The sequence below is a fragment of the Thermodesulfobacteriota bacterium genome, from assembly GCA_040753795.1.
Lineage (GTDB): Bacteria > Desulfobacterota > Desulfobacteria > Desulfobacterales > Desulfosudaceae > JBFMDX01.
Map to the genome: position 1 here is coordinate 40,190 of JBFMDX010000016.1, position 18,632 is coordinate 58,821.

The following is an 18,632-nucleotide window of genomic DNA, read 5'->3' on the forward strand; positions in this document are numbered from 1 at the left end:
ATCGTATAGTTTAATTAACTGAATAATTAAACTATACGATTAAGGCGTGGTTGTCAAGGGGTTTTTTAAAAAAGTTTTAAGTTTTAAGTGTTAAGTTTTAAGTATTAAGGTCCAGGGCTTAAGGTTAAAGGGGTCAGGCGGAGGGATCGGTTGACGGTGACGTTATCATGGCTTGGGCCAGGGCCAGGGCTTCTTCCCGGTCGGACAATTCTCCCAGATCCTGTTTTTCTCTGAGATCATTAAGGATTTTACCAAGTTTCGGGCCGGGTTTCATGCCCAGGGAGATCAGGTCCGTCCCGGTGATCAGGTTTTGCCGCGCGAAGGCCGGTTTCAGGCTTTCCATATAGTTAATGACGGACTGCCGGGCCCAGGAGAAAAATCGATCCTTGGCCTCCTTGGTCAGTTTTTCACCGGACTTGGCGGTCACGTCCGCCACGGACAGGACCATGACCAGCAGGGCGGTGTCCTTCATCTCTCTGAACCATTTGATAACGGTAGATTTTTTGACATCCGGTTGGGAGAGAATGACCGGCCGCATGTGTTGTCTGACCAGCGCATAAAGCAGGCTGCTCTGGGCGGAAGACAGGCGCAGACGATCGGCCACGCCAGTGGCCATGTCCGCTCCGAGTCGGGCGTGGCCGTGGAAAATCATCCGACCCTTGTCCGGATCGGGCTTTTTTACCAGGGGTTTGGCCGCGTCATGGAGTAAAGCGGACAGCTTGAGCAGGGGGGTGTGGGCATCCTGTTTCAGCATGTCCCGGACGGCTCCGCTGGCCGGGCCAAAGGCGCAGTCCGGATCGCGGATAATCTCTTCGCAGGCGGCCAGGGTTTCCAGGCTGTGACCCCAGACATCCAGATGATGATAGCCGTTCTGTTCGCATCCTTTGGCGGCGGTCAGTTCCGGCAGGATAACGGCCAGAGCGCCGGTCTCATCCAGTGTCCGGATGTGGGGCAGGGCCCGGGGAGCCTCCAGAAGCTTGAGCAGTTCGGCGGCGATCCGTTCCGGGGCGATCCTCGTCAGGCCCGCGGCGTTACGCTTCATGGCCGTCAGGGTTTCTGGCGCAATGGTGAAATCCAGCCCGGCCGCCAGACGGGCCGCCCGCAACACCCGCAACGGATCGTCGGACAGGGACTCGGCCGTGCACATGCGGATGATCCCGTGGCTGATATCCCGGCGTCCGTTTAAAAAGTCGATCAGTTCTCCGGTCCGGCCGCCGGGCGCGATCCGGAACGCCATGGCGTTGACGGTGAAATCCCGTAAGGTCAGGTCCGCTTCAATAGAGGGACCGCGCAGGTTGACCACATCAACGTAATTTCCCGGACGCCGGCTGTTCACCACGCGAAAGCAGGGCGCCTGTGGGTCTCTGGTAAACGGTACCACCGTGACCGGAGTGTCCTGACAGTCCGCCAGCAGGCGGGCAAACCCGGCCGCATCCCGGCAGGCCAGGTCCACGTCGCTCATGGGCCGCCCCATGAGGTGGTCACGCACGGCGCCGCCGACGGCATAAACCTCGGGCAGATCGTCGCTGACCGGGGCGAGCCACCGCTTGAGTAAGGCGTTCAGACCATCGGTTGTCATGGCCTCCTCATTAAATAATCAGGCGCTGAACAACCTGCTCCGGAACAGAAAGAAGACCGCGCCCAGAAGACAGCATCCCGCCCAGAGATAATCCATGGTAATCTTCTCTCTCATATAAAAAACGGAAAAAGGAACGAATATCACCAGGGTAATGACTTCCTGCATGATTTTCAACTGGGCCACGGGCATGACCGTATGGCCGATACGGTTGGCCGGCACCTGGAGCAGGTACTCAAACAGGGCGATGCCCCAGCTCACCAGGGCGGCGATCACCCAGGGCTTGTGGGACAGGTGCCGCAGATGCCCGTACCAGGCAAAGGTCATGAACACATTGCTGCAGCAGAGCAGCAGGATGGTAAACAGGATGCGATTGGTCATTTTTCATGCAGTCATTAAAAGTTCAGGTGTTATGCCGGCTTGTTCTTCTCGGCGAAGGCCGGTGTCAAGTATAATATTGATATTATTCATCTTTCCTGGACCCCGGATCGGGGTCTAGGGTGACGAGGAATATTATCAATTTTTATTGTATAACACCTCAGAGTTTTATCCTCGTTTAAACCGGCGGCACGACGGCGGGGCCGCTGGATTCTGGTGTTCGCCCGAATGACGAGGAAAAGATGAAGTTTCATACAAGTATAAAATGGATATTATTCATTTGTTTGTTCCGTAGAACATGGCGTTAATCGACTCGTCCTCTTCCATTATATTGTCCGGAACAGTGAATTTACCCGCCAACAATCCCAGCTTTCTTGCGTTTTCAGGTTTATGAACAACCAAATCCACCAGTGGCAGGTTGTTTTTGGCTATGACAACCTTTTCCCCGCGATAGACAAGCGCAACCAGTTTGGAAAAGTTTGTTTTTACTTCAGAGATGTTGACGATTTTCATATGTGCCTCCTGGCGGTAAGCCAAGCATAAACAGGATGTCTAGAGTCAAGTATTCCTGAAAAGACCAATCCGGGTCAAGTAAAATAAGGCCCGGGGGATTTCTCCCTTGGGTCGGAATAAGAAGCGGTCAGTCCCGGTTCTTTCCGGTGTGGTCAAATGGCTATTAATATATTTTATAGTTCGGCCTAAAATAATTTAATGGTAGTATCGAAAAATACAATTTTTATATGGTTGTAAAAAACGGGAAGCTACCTTACTTCGTCACCTGAAAAAATAAATAGTCATTTTAAATAAAGTTGTTGTGGATTCCAGCGAACGACGGAATGATAATGAGCGGCCGGTTTTGTTTGGCGGCATGTTTCTTGTATAGATTCTACTCAAAAGGAGTAAGGACTAACCTTCGAGGAGACGATCATGCGGAATAAATCCGGTTTTTCCCTGATGGAACTGATGGTGGTAATCGCCATTATTGGCATCGTTTCGGCCCTGACCGTTCCCAACCTGATTACCTGGCGCAACAACGCCCAGTTGTCCCGGGGCGCCCGCCAGATCTATTCCGATCTCCAGGACGCCAGAAAGATCGCCATCAAAAACAACACCGTTATCACGGTTAATTTTGACGCTGGCTCCGAAAGTTACACCATTTTGAGGGGAGGCTCCGTACTGGCCACCCGTAACATGCCGCCGGGGATCAACATTGAGGGTGCGGTTTTCACCGCTCTCGGCAATGTCGCCTCGTTTGACAGTCTGGGTTTTGGCCGGGATTTTTTCAGCGCCGACAACAGCGGCGCGGTTACCATCAGCCGGAGCGGCGGCCGGACCGTCACCATTGACGTCAGTTCCGGCGGCAGCATAAGGATACTGTAAAATGACAAACATGACCCCTGAAACAAGAGGCGACAGCGGTTTTTCACTGCCCGAACTGCTGGTCGGGATGGTACTCGGAACCATCGTCGTGGCGCTGATCGTAACCGCCTATTTTTCCCAGGCGAAAACCGGCAGTAATCAGCAGCAGATGGTGGCGATGCAGCAGAACGTCCGTTCCGGCCTGTTTTTCATGCAGCGGGATATCATGATGGCCGGGTTCGGGGAAAACACCTCGGATCCTTCCGACGCGTCTTTTACCACCGCCACACCGACCCAGGTGGCGTTTACCTTTGCCGATCCGATCTGCGTGGACGACAACATCGATAATAACGGCGACGGTAACGTGGATGAAGCCGAAGAAAAAGACGGCATCGACAACAACGGCGATGGGGATATCGATGAGTCCAACGAGCTGGAGACCGTCCAGTTTGATCTGCAGGGGACCGAACTGCACCGGATCCTGGGCGCTGGCCGGCAGGACGATATTATCGCCTACAATATCGATCAGTTGGAATTCCTGTATACCCAGGACGACGGCGATGCCGCCACCACCTATGGGAACCAGAATGACCGGGACGATATCCGCAAGGTCGGTATTTCGATTCTGGCCCGGAGCGAATTTCCTATAAAAGGGTACACCAATACCGAGACCTATACCACATTATCCGGAACCGTCTGGGGGCCGTTTAATGACCATTTCCAGCGGGAACTGGTCACGACCTCCGTCATGTGCCGGAACATGGTGAAGCCATAAAGCGCTATAAATAATAAGGAGACGGAAATATGATGGTCGATAGTCAAAAAACCAGGCCAGGATTCAGGAACGGGGCTTCGCCGGCAAATCAGGCGAAAAAGGCGCCGGCCGGCGCTTCCACGGGCGGGTTTACCATTATCGAGGTCATGCTGGCCCTGGTTATTTTCTCCGTCGGCCTGCTGGGCGTGGCCAGTATGCAGACGTCGTCGGTAACCGGGAATACCTCCTCCAAGCTGAACACCATGGCGGTGGAGTACGCTTCCGATTACATGGAGAACCTGCTGGCCCTGGGTGTCGACAAGGATATCGATGACATATTCGATACTTATGAACAACTGGATCCGGCAGATGCAGACGATCCTCACGAACCCGACGATTTTGTCGGTGATGACTTTGACGGCGACGACGCTGACGATCTGCCCTATTATCCCGAGCTGGACTCGCTGTTTGACCTGACCTGGACGGTGGCGGACGATACTTCCGGATCCGGGCTGGCGGCGGAAGGCCCGGTCAAGGTGATCTCCGTGACGGTGCGCTGGGCCAACGGAAACAGGGCCATTACCCTGAGCAGCATCAAGGGCGAGGCGCTGTAGAAGCCGATATACACAGGAGGCGTAATGAACAGAATCCTATCTCTCACTGACAATAGCCGGGGTTCGGTCATGGCCATCGCCCTGATGGTCATGGTGACGCTGACGATTGTCGGTCTCATGGCCGTCAAGGACACGGTCATGGAAAGCACCATCGCGCGCAACCATACCCTGTACCGGCAGACCCTGTATCTGGCTGAAGCCGCCGTCCGGCAGGCGGTCCAGATGATGGAAGACTACACCGACGATGCCGCTGTTTCCGGAGAGTTGATGGAAAGGCCCAGCGTTCTGCCCTGGATGCGGCACTACCTGGATTTTGATTTCGGCGACGACGCCGATTTCGGCGATTTCCGGGCCGGCAGTTACGGCAGCTTTACGCCGATCATGACGGCCAACGCCAACAACAACGCCGCCGGGTTCGTGGCCCGGTACGAGGGCGTTTCCCTGGGCTCCAGCATCGTCATGGGCCAGCCCACCAACAAGTATCAGTTTTCTATTTACGGACGGGCGGTCAGTCCCATGGCGGGCGACGCCGCCGAGACAATGGTTAAAGTCGGTTACACCATGCGGTATTAAATATTGCCGGTCGCGCCCGGCGCCGCGGCGCCGGTAAAGGACCGAACAGAAGGATCATAAGGAGGCAGGCCATGAAAGAAAATAAAACCAGAAAGATGGAAACCGGAGTGCGTGCCGGTGACACCCGGCCGGAAGGGGCCGGCGCCCGGGCCCGTTTCTTCAAACCGGTTCTGTGGCTGACGGCCCTGGTGATGCTGGGCCTGGCACTGGCCTCCCCCGCCCTGGCCGCCCGATGGTATCGCGACGCCGATAACGACGGTTTTGGTAATCCCGCCTCTTACTATAACGGCTCCTGGTCGGCCGGTTACGTCAGCAATAACACGGATTGCAATGACGCCGATGCCACCGTTTATCCCGGCGCACCGGAATTATGCGACGGCAAGGATAACGACTGCGACACGGTCGTCGACGAAAACTGCGTGCCCTGGTACCAGGACGCCGACGGCGACGGTTACGGTAATCCGGGGGTTTCCGTCATCGCCAGCACCCAGCCGGCCGGATACGTCAGCAATAATACGGATTGCGATGACGCCAACGCCGCCATCAATCCCGGGGCTACGGAAATATGCGATGATTTGAATAACGACTGCGACGGCTCCACCGACGAGGGGTGCGTTCTCTGGTACCGGGATCTGGACGGCGACGGCTACGGCAACCCGTCCGTCACCAAGGAAGATTTTGCTCAGCCCACCGGGTATGTGGCCGATTCCACCGACTGCAATGACGGCAATGCCGCTGTTCATCCCGGCGCCACGGAAGTGTGCGACGACCAGGACAATGACTGCGACGGCAGTACCGATGAGGGGTGCCAGATCTGGTACCGGGACGCCGACGCCGACGGTTACGGCAATCTGGCCTCCTCCCAGGAGGCCGTGATTCAGCCGGCCGGTTACGTGTCCAACAGCACGGATTGCGATGACACCAATGCCGCCATTCATCCCGGCGTGGCCGAAATCTGCGATACCGTGGACAACAACTGTAACGGCGCCGCCGATGAAGGGTGCCAGACCTGGTACCAGGATGCCGACGGCGACACCTTCGGCAATCCCGCCGTGTCCGTTTTGGATTTTGTCCGGCCGGCCGGTTATGTGGCCGATAATACGGATTGCGACGACGCCGACGCGACCATATATCCCGATGCCCCGGAAGTGCCGGCTGACGGTATCGACAATGACTGCGACGGCAGCGTGGACGAGGGCGAGGTCTGGTACCGGGATGCCGACGGCGATGGATACGGTAATGCCGCCGATACCAGCGTAGTCCCCGGTCCCGGCTATGTGTTGAACAAAAAGGACTGCGACGATACCGATCCCAGCGTAAATCCTGCCGCGGTGGAGGTCTGCGAGGACGGTATCGACAACGACTGCGACGGTGGGGTGGATGAGAACTGTTCCCTCTGGTATCAGGACGCCGACGGCGACGGTTACGGTAACGCCGCCTCCTCCGTCATGGCTTCTTCTCAGCCGGGCGGCTATGTGGCTGACAACACGGACTGCGATGATACCAGAAATACCGTAAATCCCGGCGCCATGGAAATTTGCGCGGACGCCTTGGATAATGACTGTGACGGCAGCACCGACGAAGGGTGCCAGACCTGGTATCAGGATGCCGACGGCGACACCTACGGTAATAGCGCTGTTTCTGTCGTTCTCGTGGATCAGCCGGCCGGATACGTGGGAAACAACACGGACTGTGATGACACCAACGCCGCTATCTTCCCTAAAGCCCCGGAACTTTGCGACGGCGTGGACAACAACTGCAATACGTTTACCGATGAAGGCTGCGTGCACAAGTGGTATCAGGACGCTGACGGCGATTCTTACGGCAATCCCGCCGTATTTGTTACCGAAAACCCGCCGGCAGGATACGTTCCGGTTCCGGGCGATTGCGATGACACCAATGCGGCCGTCAACCCGGGCGCAAATGAAGTTTGCGACGACGGGCTGGATAATAACTGCGCCGGCGGCGACAGCGAAGGCTGCCTGACCTGGTATCAGGACAGTGATAATGACGGCTTCGGCAATCCCGCCGCCACCACCATGGCCTTTACCCAACCGGCCGGTTACGTGTCCGTCCCTGGCGACTGCAACGACGCCAACGGGACAATTTATCCCGGCGCTCCGGAAATATGCGACGGTCTGGACAGCGATTGCGATGGAACCGTGGACGATGGCTGTCAGTCCTGGTATGAGGATGCCGACGGCGACAATTACGGCAACCCGGCGGTCTCCACCTCTTCCGCCACACCTCCTGTCGGTTATATTAATAATGACGGTGACTGCGATGATACCAATGCATCCATCAATCCCGGCGCCGATGAGGTTTGCGCCGACGGTCAGGACAATGACTGCGACGGCAGCACGGATGAAGGCTGTCAGGTGTGGTATGAGGACGCCGACGGCGATACCTACGGCAATCCGGCCGTTTCCATCCAGTCCAGCGACCAGCCGGCCGGACATGTCGAGCGGGCCGGCGACTGTGACGACGCCAATGCCGCCATTTATCCTGGTGCGGAAGAAGTTTGTGACGGTGTGGACAACAACTGCGCCGGCGGTGTGGACGAAGGTTGCGTGCAATGGTACCGCGATATGGACGGGGACACCTTCGGCGTCTCCGCTGATATGCTGATAGCCGTGAGCCAGCCGGCCGGTTACGCCGCCCGCGGCGGCGACTGCGATGACGCCAATGCCGCTGTCAACCCGGATGCCGTGGAAGTATGCGACGGCGTCAATAACGACTGTGACAGTGCCCTGGACGAGGGCTGCACCACCTGGTATCGGGACGCGGACGGCGATACATACGGCGCTCCGGCCGTATCCATGGCGTCCACTTCTCAACCGGCCGGCTACGTGGCCATGGCCGGCGATTGCGACGACGCTGATGCCGCTGTTCACCCCGGCGCCGCCGAAATCTGCGGCGACGGGCAGGACAACGACTGTGACGGCACCGCCGATGAAGGGTGCATCACCTGGTACCGGGACGCCGACGGAGACAATTACGGTAATCCGGCCGTTCCCCTGGTGGCTACCGGGCAGCCGGCCGGTTACGTGGGCGACAACTCGGACTGCAACGACGGTGATCCCCTGATCAACCCCTCTGCCGTGGAAGCCTGCGACGGTGTAGACAATAACTGCGCCGGCGGCGTGGATGACGGCTGCCTGACCTGGTATCGGGACGCCGACGGTGACGGTTACGGTAACGCGGGGGTTTCCATGGTGTCCATTGCCCAGCCGGCCGGTTATGTTCTGGACCAGGCGGACTGCGATGACGCCGATCCCCTGATCAATCCCGGCGCCATAGAAATCTGTGACGGTATTAATGATGATGACTGCGACGGCAGCGCTGACGAAGGCTGCACCACCTGGTACCAGGACGCAGACGTCGATGGCTATGGCAATCCGGGAGTTTCCACGGTGTCCATTGCCCAGCCGGCCGGTTATGTCCAGGACGGCACGGACTGCGATGATACCAATGCCGGCGTCAACCCCTCCCTGCCGGAAGTGTGCGGTGACGGACTGGACAACAACTGTTCCGGCGGCGCGGACGAGGGTTGTCTGACCTGGTACCGGGACGCCGATGGTGACAATTACGGCAATGCCGGTGATTCCATGGTGACCAATACCCAGCCGGCCGGTTATGTGCCGGATAATACGGACTGCGATGATGCCCATGCCACGGTTCACCCCGGTGCCGCTGAAGTGTGCGGCGACGGACTGGACAACAATTGCGCCGGCGGTGTGGATGAAGGCTGCCTGACCTGGTATCAGGACGCTGACGGCGACACCTATGGTAATGGCGGCGCTTCCGTGGTATCCGCGACACAGCCGGCCGGTCACGTGGCCAGAGCCGGAGATTGCAATGACACCAACCCGGCGGTGAATCCGGGCGCGGTGGAAATTTGCGGGGATGGCCTGGACAACGACTGCGCCGGCGGCGACGCGGCTTGTACGACCTGGTATCAGGATGCCGACGGCGATGGCTACGGCAATCCGGGTGTTTCCGTTGTTTCCGTTGATCCGCCGATCGGCTACAGATCGGTTTCCGGAGATTGCGATGACACCAATCCAAACATTAATCCCGGCGCCGTGGAGGTTTGCGGCGACGGCGTGGATAACGACTGCGCCGGCGGCGACGCGGCCTGCGCGACCTGGTATCAGGACGCCGACGCCGACGGGTATGGTAATAACGGCGTATCCATGCAGGCGGCGGCCCGGCCCCACGGGTATGTGGCCGACAACACGGATTGTAACGACGGTAACGCGGCGGTGAACCCCGGCGTGGCGGAAATCTGCGGCGACGGCGTAGACAATGATTGTGCCGGTGGTGACGCGGTTTGCGCGACCTGGTATCAGGACGCCGACGCTGACGGATACGGCAACAACGGCGTATCCATGCAGGCCGCGGCCAGACCCCACGGGTATGTGGCCGACAACACGGACTGCAATGACGCTGATGTGACGGTTAACCCCGGCGCCGTGGAGGTTTGCGGCGACGGCGTGGACAATGACTGTGCCGGCGGCGACGCGGCCTGCGCGACCTGGTATCAGGACGCCGACGGTGACGGGTACGGCAACAACGGCGTATCCATGCAGGCCGCGGCCAGACCCCACGGGTATGTGGCCGACAACACGGACTGCAATGACGCTGATGTGACGGTTAATCCCGGAGCCGTGGAGATTTGCGGTGACGGCGTTGACAACGACTGCGCCGGCGGCGACGCGGCCTGCGCCACCTGGTATCAGGACGCCGACGGTGACGGTTACGGCAACAGCGGCGCGACCCTCCAGGCCGAAAACCGGCCCCACGGGTATGTGGCCGACAATACGGACTGCGACGACGCTAACGCGGCCGTCAATCCCGGGGCCAGGGAAATCTGCGGTGACGGCGTTGATAACAATTGTGATGGATGGGATCCGGGTTGCTGTACCTACTATCGGGACGGCGACGGAGACGGACACGGCAGCGCGAACCCGGCCGATGCCGTTCAGAATGAGTGCGGGCCCTTGCCGGGCGGGTACGTGTGGAGCAGCGATGATTGCGATGACGCCAACCCGGCCGTTCATCCCGGGGCCGGAGAAATCTGCAACGGCGTGGATGACAACTGTATCGCCGGCATCGATGAAGGCTGCAACGCCTGTTATCATGATGATGACAAAGACGGCTACGGAGATGCTGCCGATCCGAGACCCTGCGCGGCGGGCTTGAGCGTTCCCAACGGTCTGGACTGCGACGACAACAATCCCGCCGTTTATCCCGGGGCCCCGGAAGTCTGCGGCGACGCCGCCTGGGACAACGACTGTGACGGTATCGGCGAATGGGATGAAGGCTGCCGGAACTGGTGCCGGGACGTCGACGGTGACGGTTTCGGCGGCTGGGCTGACTGCGTTTCCTCCATGACCCAGCCGGCCGGATACGAACTTAACTCCAGTGATTGTAATGACAATGACCCCACGGTTTACCCCGGGGCGCCGGAGATCTGTGACGGCAGGGACAACAACTGTAACGGTCAGAGGGATGAAACCTGTGATACCTGGTATGAGGACGCTGACGGCGACGGTTTCGGAAACGCTTCCGTGTCCGTCACATCCCCTGTCCGGCCTTACGGCTACGTAACCGATAATCGGGATTGCGATGACGCCAACCCCAATGTTAACCCCAAAGCCGCGGAAATTTGCAACGGCGTGGACGACAACTGCGTCAACGGCATCGACGAAAGCTGCAGCGACTGCTATGACGACGCCGACGGTGATGGTTACGGTAATCCCGCCATTGCCTGTGCCTGCGGCTCCTGCCCGTCGGGGAACAGTGCCGCCAATGGCCTGGATTGCGATGACACCAATCCCGGCGTTCACCCCGGGGCCGTTGAAATATGCTGGAACGGTTTAGACGACGATTGCTCCGGCGGTGACGGGTGTGCCAATACGTATTACCGTGACGCCGACGGCGACGGTCACGGCGACCCGGGCAATACGATTCTGGACGAGGACCGGCCCGACGGTTACGTATGGAACGGCGATGACTGCGATGACACCAACCCGGCCGTTCATCCCGGGGCGCCGGAACTCTGTAACGGGGTGGACGACAATTGCGTCGGCGGTATCGACGAAGGCTGCAACGATTGTTACGAAGATACGGACGGCGACGGCTATGGTAATCCCGGCCAGCCCTGTATCTGCGGCTCCTGCGCGACCTGGGCGGGAGCAGGTGTGAACAACGGCCTGGACTGTAATGACAGCGATCCCAGTGTTCATCCCGGGGCTCCGGAGATCTGCGGCGACGGCCAGGATAACGACTGCGACGGTCTCTGGGATTGGGACGAGGGCTGCCTGAACTGGCGTCCGGATTTTGACGGCGACGGTTACGGCAACGATAACTGGGCCCTGGCCATATCGTCAATGACGGCGCCGGCCGGTTATGTCCTCGACGCCTGGCCGTTTGATTGTAATGATGATGATCCCGCCGTCAACCCCGGCGCCACGGAACTCTGCGACGGTAAGGACAACAACTGTAACGGGTGGAAAGATGAAGGCTGCGACACCTGGTACCAGGACAGTGACGGCGACAACTACGGCGATTCTTCCATTGTCGTGGTTTCCCTTGTCCGGCCGTATGGTTACGTGGCCGTGAACGGCGACTGCGACGACGCCAACGCAGCGGTCCATCCGGGCGCGGTGGAACTATGCGGTGACGGTCTTGACAACGACTGCGCCGGCGGAGACGCCGCCTGTACGACCTGGTATCGGGACGCTGACGGCGATAATTACGGCAACAGCGCCGATTCCCTGGATACCGCCGATCAGCCGCCCGGATATGTGACGGCTTCCGGCGATTGCGATGACACCAACCCGGCGGTCCATCCCGGGGCGGTGGAGATCTGCGGTGACGGGCTGGATAACGACTGCGCCGGCGGAGACGCGGTTTGTACGACCTGGTATCGGGATGCCGACGGCGACAATTACGGCAACAGCGCCGACTTCATCGATGCCGCTGATCAGCCGGCCGGATATGTGGTTGACGGTACCGATTGCGATGACGCCGACTATTTCATTAATCCCGGGGCGGTGGAGATCTGCGGCAACTTCATCGACGAGAACTGCGACGGTCTTGACGCGGTCTGTATGACCTGGTACCGGGACGCCGACGGCGACAATTACGGCAACAGCGCCGATTCCCTGGATACCGCCGATCAGCCGCCCGGATATGTGACCGACAACACGGACTGCGATGACGCCAATCCGGCGGTCCATCCCGGGGCGGTGGAGATTTGCGGCGACACCCTGGATAATGACTGCGTCGGCGGAGACGCGGCCTGTACGACCTGGTACCGGGACGCTGACGGCGACAATTACGGCAACAGTGCCGACTTCATCGATGCCGCCGACCAGCCGCCGGGTTATGTGACGGCTTCCGGCGATTGCGATGACACCAACCCGGCGGTCCATCCGGGCGCGGTGGAGATCTGCGGTGACGGGCTGGATAACGACTGCGCCGGCGGGGATGCCGCCTGTACGACCTGGTACCGGGACGTCGATCATGATGGTTATGGAAATCCCGGCGTGTCCGTCCAGGCGGAAGACCGGCCGGATGGCTACGTGGCTGATAATACGGATTGCAATGACGGCGATGCCGCCATCAATCCGGCTGCCGTGGATATATGTGACGGCATCGATAATGACTGTAGCGGCGGCGCGGACGAAGGCTGTCTGATATGGTATCAGGACGGTGATGGGGACGGCTACGGTAATCCTGGCGTCACCCTGTCGCAATACTATCAGCCGGCGAATTACGTGTCCGACAACACCGACTGCAATGACGGCAACGCGGCCGTCAACCCCGGCCATGCGGAAGTCTGCAATGACGGTCTGGACAACGACTGTGACGGTAACGTGGATGACGGATGCGTGGTGTGGTATCAGGACGCCGACGCCGATAACTACGGCAACGCCGCTGTCTCAACCACGACGGTTATTCAGCCGGCGGGTTTTGTGCCCGACAGCACGGACTGCAATGACGGCGACGCCATGGTCAACCCCGGCATGCCGGAGGTGTGCGGGGACGGCCTTGACAACAACTGCAACGGTCTGGAGAGCGAAGGCTGCCTGACCTGGTATCAGGACGTGGACGCCGATAACTACGGCAACGCTGCCGTATCCGTCTGGTCCATTACCGAACCGGCGGGCTACGTGTCCGACAGCACCGATTGCGATGACACCCGGGCCACGGTCAACCCCGGCCACGTGGAAGTCTGCAACGACGGCCTGGACAACGACTGCGACGGTACCGCGGATGAGGGCTGCATGGTGTGGTATCAGGACAATGACGGAGATAATTTTGGTTCCGCCGTTTCCACCATTGCCGTGATCCGTCCGGCCGGATACGTTGCCGCCAGCGGCGATTGTAACGACGCCAACGCCGCCGTTCATCCCGGCGCGACCGAGATCTGCGGTGACGGCCTGGACAACGATTGCGACGGCGCCACGAATGAGGGCTGCCTGACCTGGTACCGGGACGCCGATGGCGACACCTACGGCACTTTTGCCGTGACCGTTATGGGCGTTGTCCAGCCGGCCGGTTATGTGGACCGCCGCGGCGATTGTAACGACGGCAATGCCGCCGTTCATCCCGGCGCGGTTGAGGTGTGCGAAGACGGTCTGGACAACGACTGCGACGGCCTGTGGGAAGAAGGTTGTCAGACGTGGTATCAGGACGCCGACGGTGACAACTGGGGCGACCACGCTGTTTCCACCGTGACCGTCATCCAGCCGCCCGGCTACGTCTCCCGGCGTGGAGACTGTAATGACAGTGATGCCGCCATCAACCCCGACGCCATCGAGATCTGCGACGGCGTGGACAACGACTGCTTCGGTGACGTCGACGAGGGGTGCGTGACCTGGCATCAGGACCTGGATAATGACTCCTTCGGCGATCCGGCCATTTCCATGCAGTCCGTTTCCCAGCCGTTGGGTTTCGTCGCTGACGGCACGGATTGCGACGACGGCAACGGCGACATCAATCCCGGCGAGACCGAGGTCTGCGACGACGGCATTGACAATGACTGCGACGGTGCCGTGGACGAGGCCTGCGTGATCTGGTACCAGGATACGGACGGCGACGGTTACGGCAACTCGGCGGTGACCGCCGTGGCGGTCAGCGATCCCGGCGGGTACGCGCCCGACGGCGGTGACTGCGATGACACCAACGCCGCCGTGAACCCCGGAGTGGCGGAGACCTGCGACGGCATTGACAACGACTGCGATGGCCTGGAAGACGAGGGCTGCGTGGACTGGTATCAGGATAACGACGGTGATGGTTACGGTTCCGTTTTCACTGTTTCCGATTTCACCCAGCCGGCCGGTTATGTCAATGTGCCCGGAGACTGCAACGATGCCGATCCGGCCATCCATTTCGGCGCCGTTGAGGTTTGCGACGGCGTGGATAACGACTGCGACGGCGAACTGGATGAAGGCTGCTTTGTCTGGTACCAGGATGCCGACAACGACCGGTACGGCAACACCGCCGTCAATCAACGGTCTATTGCCAGACCTGCCGGATACGTGGCCGCGTCGGGTGACTGCAACGATGCCAACGCGGTGATCCATCCTTACATGCTGGATCTGTGCGACCACCTGGATAACGATTGCGACGCCGAATACGACGAGGATGTACCGGCCGAGGAGTACCGGAAGTACTACGCCGACAATGACGGTGATGGGTACGGCAATGCCGCCGTGTGGGTGGAGGATTGCATGCTGCCGGAATTCGGTTTTGTCGAAAACTCGACCGATTGCAACGATAACAAAGCCGACATCCATCCCGGCGCCTTTGATATCTGCGAAAACGGCGTTGACGAGGACTGCAACGGGGAAGACCGCTTATGCGGAACGGCCACGGTAAGAGGTTGCGCTGATATAGCCAATACGCCGCTGGAAACGCTTGTCAATGCCGCTCCGCCCATTGTCCTGCTGCTGCTGGACGCCTCCCAGAGCATGTCCTATGACATCATGGTGCCCATCCAGCCGGATTCCCTGTACCGCGGTGAATACGACGTGATCAGCGCCGTGGACAAGGGATACTGGCAGGCCTCGTGGTGTAAAATGAACACCATCTACTATGACCCGGATCAGATATATACGCCCTGGGACGGAATCAGTTCCGACACCGGTTTGCCTTATATCGACGCCGGTCTGGAAAAGGTCTCCGACCATCCCAATCAGCCGCCCAACATATTCCTGGACAGCGTGCTGAACAAGAAAATGGGCGTCAATATTATCCTGGCCCATTATTATGCCTGGTCTTCCCTGGAACAGCGGCCCTATCTGGTGATGATCGTCGATGACGGCGCGGGCTATGCCGTGAAATATTACCAGGTCAACCCGCCCGGGGACAACGTGCTGGTTAACGGCAGCATCGTTACCACCCCCACGACGACGGCCAATCTGCCTATTGACGTCGTCATTCCTCAGGCCTGGGCGGACGGCAACAAGGAATGCTCGGCCGCGGAGGCGATGGTCGCCCGGCAGAATTTCGCCAACTGGTATCAGTACTACCATGTCCGCATGCTGACCGCCCAGGCCACGCTGGCCAAGGTGGTGGCCCAGGTCTCGGGCATTCAGTTCGCTCTTAACACCGTCGGCGTCGTTACCACCTCCTTCCTGCCGCCGACGCTGGTGGATTCGACCCCCGAGGGCGAAATCAACCGGCAGGCGGTGATTACGGCTATATTCAAGGCCGGCTGGGCGGAGTCGAGTACCGACCTGCGCAAGAACTACGAGGAAATGGGCGAATACCTGGCGGGTGAGATCAATAAGTCAGGCCGGCCCGCGCCATGGGCCACCGAAGAGGACGGCGGCGCCTGTCAGATGTCTTTTGTCATCCTGATGACGGACGCCCAGTACAACAAATCTTCGGTTGCCAAGGCCGGGGACGAGGACGGTGACGGTAATACGGATTTTGACGGGCCGCCCTTTGCCGACGCCCATGGGCAGGAGAGCACACTGGCCGACATCGCCATGAAGTATTATGAGACCGATCTGAACCTCGATCTGCCGAACAGTGTGCCGACCACCGTCAAGGATACGGCCGAGCATCAGCATATGGTGACCTTCTCCGTGTCGTTCGGCGCCATCGGCACGCTGGATCCCAAGGGGTATATCTTCGACCAGTATTCATCCAACTGCGCTCCGGCCGACGATCCGGCCGAGAACTGCACGGTCGACGCCCCCTGCAATTGCGCGCCCTACTGGCCGGAAGTACCCAGCACCCAGGATAACGCGCGCGAGAAGATAGACGACCTCTATCATGCCGCCGTCAACGGCCGGGGTGAGTACTTTGCCACCCGGAACGTGAACCAGTTGGCCTATGCCCTGAAGCAGATCTTCGAGGCCATCAATGAACGCCGGGGTTCCGGCGCCTCGGTCGCGGTCAGCACCCAGGAACTGACGGAAGACACCATGCTCTACCGCGGCCTGTACAACACCTCCGGCTGGTGGGGTGAGCTGGGCTGCTGGCAGATCGATCCCGATACCGGCAATGTCAACGACACGCCCACCTGGCTGGCGTCGGAACTGCTGGATGCCCGGGATCTGTCCACCGATCCGCGGAGTATTTTGAGCTACAACCCGGATCTTGCTCAAGGCATCACTTTTGATCTCGGCAACCTGTCTGATGAGCAGAAACTCTGGCTGGGAGGCAGCAACGAGGAACGGCAACGGCTGATCGACTTTATCAAGGGCGACCGTTCCGAGGAAATAAAGAACGGCGGCTACCTGCGCGACCGCGTTTCCCGCCTGGGCGATATCATCCATTCGGCGCCGGTGCACGTTCTCTATAGCGACGGCACGGATTATCTATACGTGGGCGGCAATGACGGCATGTTGCATGCCTTTGACGCCTCTTCTTCCGGAACCGGCGGGCAGGAGATTTTCGCCTATGTCCCGAGCTACGTGTATGAAAACCTGGTTTCCCTGTCCGATCCGAATTATAGCCATAAGTACTACGTGGACACGACGCCGTATGTCGACAAGTCGGGCCTGCTGGTTGGCGGTCTGGGCGCGGGCGGCAAGGGCTATTTTGCCCTGGATGTGTCCGATCCGCGCAATTTCTCCACCGGCGATGTGCTGTGGGAATACCCCCCCGGCGTGGATGACGACATGGGCTTCTCCTTCTCCAAACCCATCACCGTGCCGCACGAGTCCGGGCGGGTGGTTCTGTTCGGAAACGGCTATGACAGCAAAAACGGCCGGTCCGTGCTCTATGCCCTGCGGATCGACGCCAATAACGCCATCGTGGAGGTCAGGAAGATCGATACCCTGACCGGCAGCCAGTCCGGCGACCCGGCAAACCCCGGCGATTGTAACGGACTTTCCAATATCGCCCCAACGGACATGGATTACGATGGTAATGTGGATTATGTTTATGGCGGTGATCTTCAGGGCAATATGTGGAAGTTCGATTTGAACGCCCCCACTGCCGCCGGATGGAAGGTCGCGTACGGCACGGCCGCGGCGCCCCAGCCCCTGTTCCATGCCGAGCATACGGCCGGCGTTCCCCAGCCCATTGTCGGCATGCCCGATGTCATGCGGCACTGCCTGACCAACCGGGCCGGGTACATTGTGGTCTTCGGCACCGGCAGCTTTTTTGCCAACGGCGATTATCAGGATACGTCCACGCAGTCGATTTACGGCATCTGGGACTGGGCCGATGAACTGGCGGCGGGCGGTATCGTCAATCCGGAAAATTACCCTCTGGGCGCTCCCACCCGAATGACCGACTATGCTTCGCTGCCGGTCTCCCTGGGCGGGGCTTCGCCGGTCACGTTTGCCCTGCTGGGGCAGTCCGAGACGGCGGTATCCGACGAATTCCGGGTGACCAGCCAGGCCAAGCTGTATGACAAGTATATCGATCCGGACGGCATTCCCAATAATGCCGATGACCAGCGGGCCTGGTTTGACGCCGAACTCTGGGAGTCTGACGGCGCCGCTTATACCGGCGTCCGTTACGTGGGCTGGTATTTTGATTTGCCCGACAGCGGGGAGCGGGTCGTGGCCGATGCTACCATCCGGGCCGGCCTGGCCATCATGGTCTCGGTGGACCCGTCGCCGATGCCCTGCAAGATCGGCGGTCATTCCATCCTGCAACTCCTGCAGGCCTGCGACGGCAGCCGGCCGGATGACGAGGTTCTGGACACCAATGACGACGGGGTCATTGATGCCGATGATATTGAAGCCAACCGCAAGGACCTGGACGATATCTACTACAAGCCGGTCATTATCGAAGACAAGATGTATTTCAGCGAAGACGATCCCGAACAGGGGCCATCGGAGGCGCTGGGCGTGGCCTATTGGCGGTTCTTGAGAGTGTTGCGCTAATACGTATAAAA

8 protein-coding genes are annotated in these 18,632 nt (G+C 59.4%); 5 read left to right on the forward strand and 3 right to left on the reverse strand.

The annotated features are described in order from the left end of the window. Positions 1 to 133: 133 nt before the first annotated feature. The 3 genes from AB1724_15985 to AB1724_15995 form a co-directional block, all read right to left on the reverse strand. Positions 134 to 1,579 (reverse strand): HD domain-containing protein, encoded by a 1,446-nt coding sequence (locus AB1724_15985; protein MEW6079308.1) that lies wholly within the window; start codon positions 1,577 to 1,579, stop codon positions 134 to 136. An 18-nt stretch (positions 1,580 to 1,597) separates the two neighbouring features. Beyond that, complete coding sequence (locus AB1724_15990; GenBank protein MEW6079309.1) at positions 1,598 to 1,957, reverse strand: DMT family protein; 360 nt, start codon at positions 1,955 to 1,957, stop codon at positions 1,598 to 1,600. A gap of 273 nt (positions 1,958 to 2,230) precedes the next feature. After that, entirely contained in the window at positions 2,231 to 2,467 is a 237-nt protein-coding gene (locus AB1724_15995) for a type II toxin-antitoxin system prevent-host-death family antitoxin (protein ID MEW6079310.1), read from the reverse strand. A 414-nt stretch (positions 2,468 to 2,881) separates the two neighbouring features. Here AB1724_15995 and AB1724_16000 point away from each other — a divergent pair, with 414 nt between their 5' ends. The 5 genes from AB1724_16000 (at position 2,882) to AB1724_16020 (ending at position 18,621) form a co-directional block, all read left to right on the forward strand. Then, positions 2,882 to 3,334: a GspH/FimT family pseudopilin gene (locus AB1724_16000; protein MEW6079311.1), complete on the forward strand. Its 453-nt coding sequence runs from the start codon at positions 2,882 to 2,884 to the stop codon at positions 3,332 to 3,334. Position 3,335: 1 nt separating this feature from the next. Then, positions 3,336 to 4,088 (forward strand): PilW family protein, encoded by a 753-nt coding sequence (locus AB1724_16005; GenBank protein ID MEW6079312.1) that lies wholly within the window; start codon positions 3,336 to 3,338, stop codon positions 4,086 to 4,088. A gap of 29 nt (positions 4,089 to 4,117) precedes the next feature. Then, positions 4,118 to 4,681: a prepilin-type N-terminal cleavage/methylation domain-containing protein gene (locus AB1724_16010; protein ID MEW6079313.1), complete on the forward strand. Its 564-nt coding sequence runs from the start codon at positions 4,118 to 4,120 to the stop codon at positions 4,679 to 4,681. A gap of 24 nt (positions 4,682 to 4,705) precedes the next feature. After that, on the forward strand, positions 4,706 to 5,254 hold the full coding sequence (locus tag AB1724_16015) for a pilus assembly PilX N-terminal domain-containing protein (GenBank protein ID MEW6079314.1): 549 nt from the start codon (positions 4,706 to 4,708) through the stop codon (positions 5,252 to 5,254). 71 nt (positions 5,255 to 5,325) lie between these two features. Beyond that, on the forward strand, positions 5,326 to 18,621 hold the full coding sequence (locus AB1724_16020; GenBank protein MEW6079315.1) for a PilC/PilY family type IV pilus protein: 13,296 nt from the start codon (positions 5,326 to 5,328) through the stop codon (positions 18,619 to 18,621). Positions 18,622 to 18,632: the final 11 nt, after the last annotated feature.

Bases quoted from the DNA above. Each gene is read 5' to 3' on its own strand.
- AB1724_15985 (MEW6079308.1), bottom strand. From the start codon at position 1,579: ATGACAACCGATGGTCTGAACGCCTTACTCAAGCGGTGGCTCGCCCCG.
- AB1724_15990 (MEW6079309.1), bottom strand. From the start codon at position 1,957: ATGACCAATCGCATCCTGTTTACCATCCTGCTGCTCTGCTGCAGCAAT.
- AB1724_15995 (MEW6079310.1), bottom strand. From the start codon at position 2,467: ATGAAAATCGTCAACATCTCTGAAGTAAAAACAAACTTTTCCAAACTG.
- AB1724_16000 (MEW6079311.1), top strand. From the start codon at position 2,882: ATGCGGAATAAATCCGGTTTTTCCCTGATGGAACTGATGGTGGTAATC.
- AB1724_16005 (MEW6079312.1), top strand. From the start codon at position 3,336: ATGACAAACATGACCCCTGAAACAAGAGGCGACAGCGGTTTTTCACTG.
- AB1724_16010 (MEW6079313.1), top strand. From the start codon at position 4,118: ATGATGGTCGATAGTCAAAAAACCAGGCCAGGATTCAGGAACGGGGCT.
- AB1724_16015 (MEW6079314.1), top strand. From the start codon at position 4,706: ATGAACAGAATCCTATCTCTCACTGACAATAGCCGGGGTTCGGTCATG.
- AB1724_16020 (MEW6079315.1), top strand. From the start codon at position 5,326: ATGAAAGAAAATAAAACCAGAAAGATGGAAACCGGAGTGCGTGCCGGT.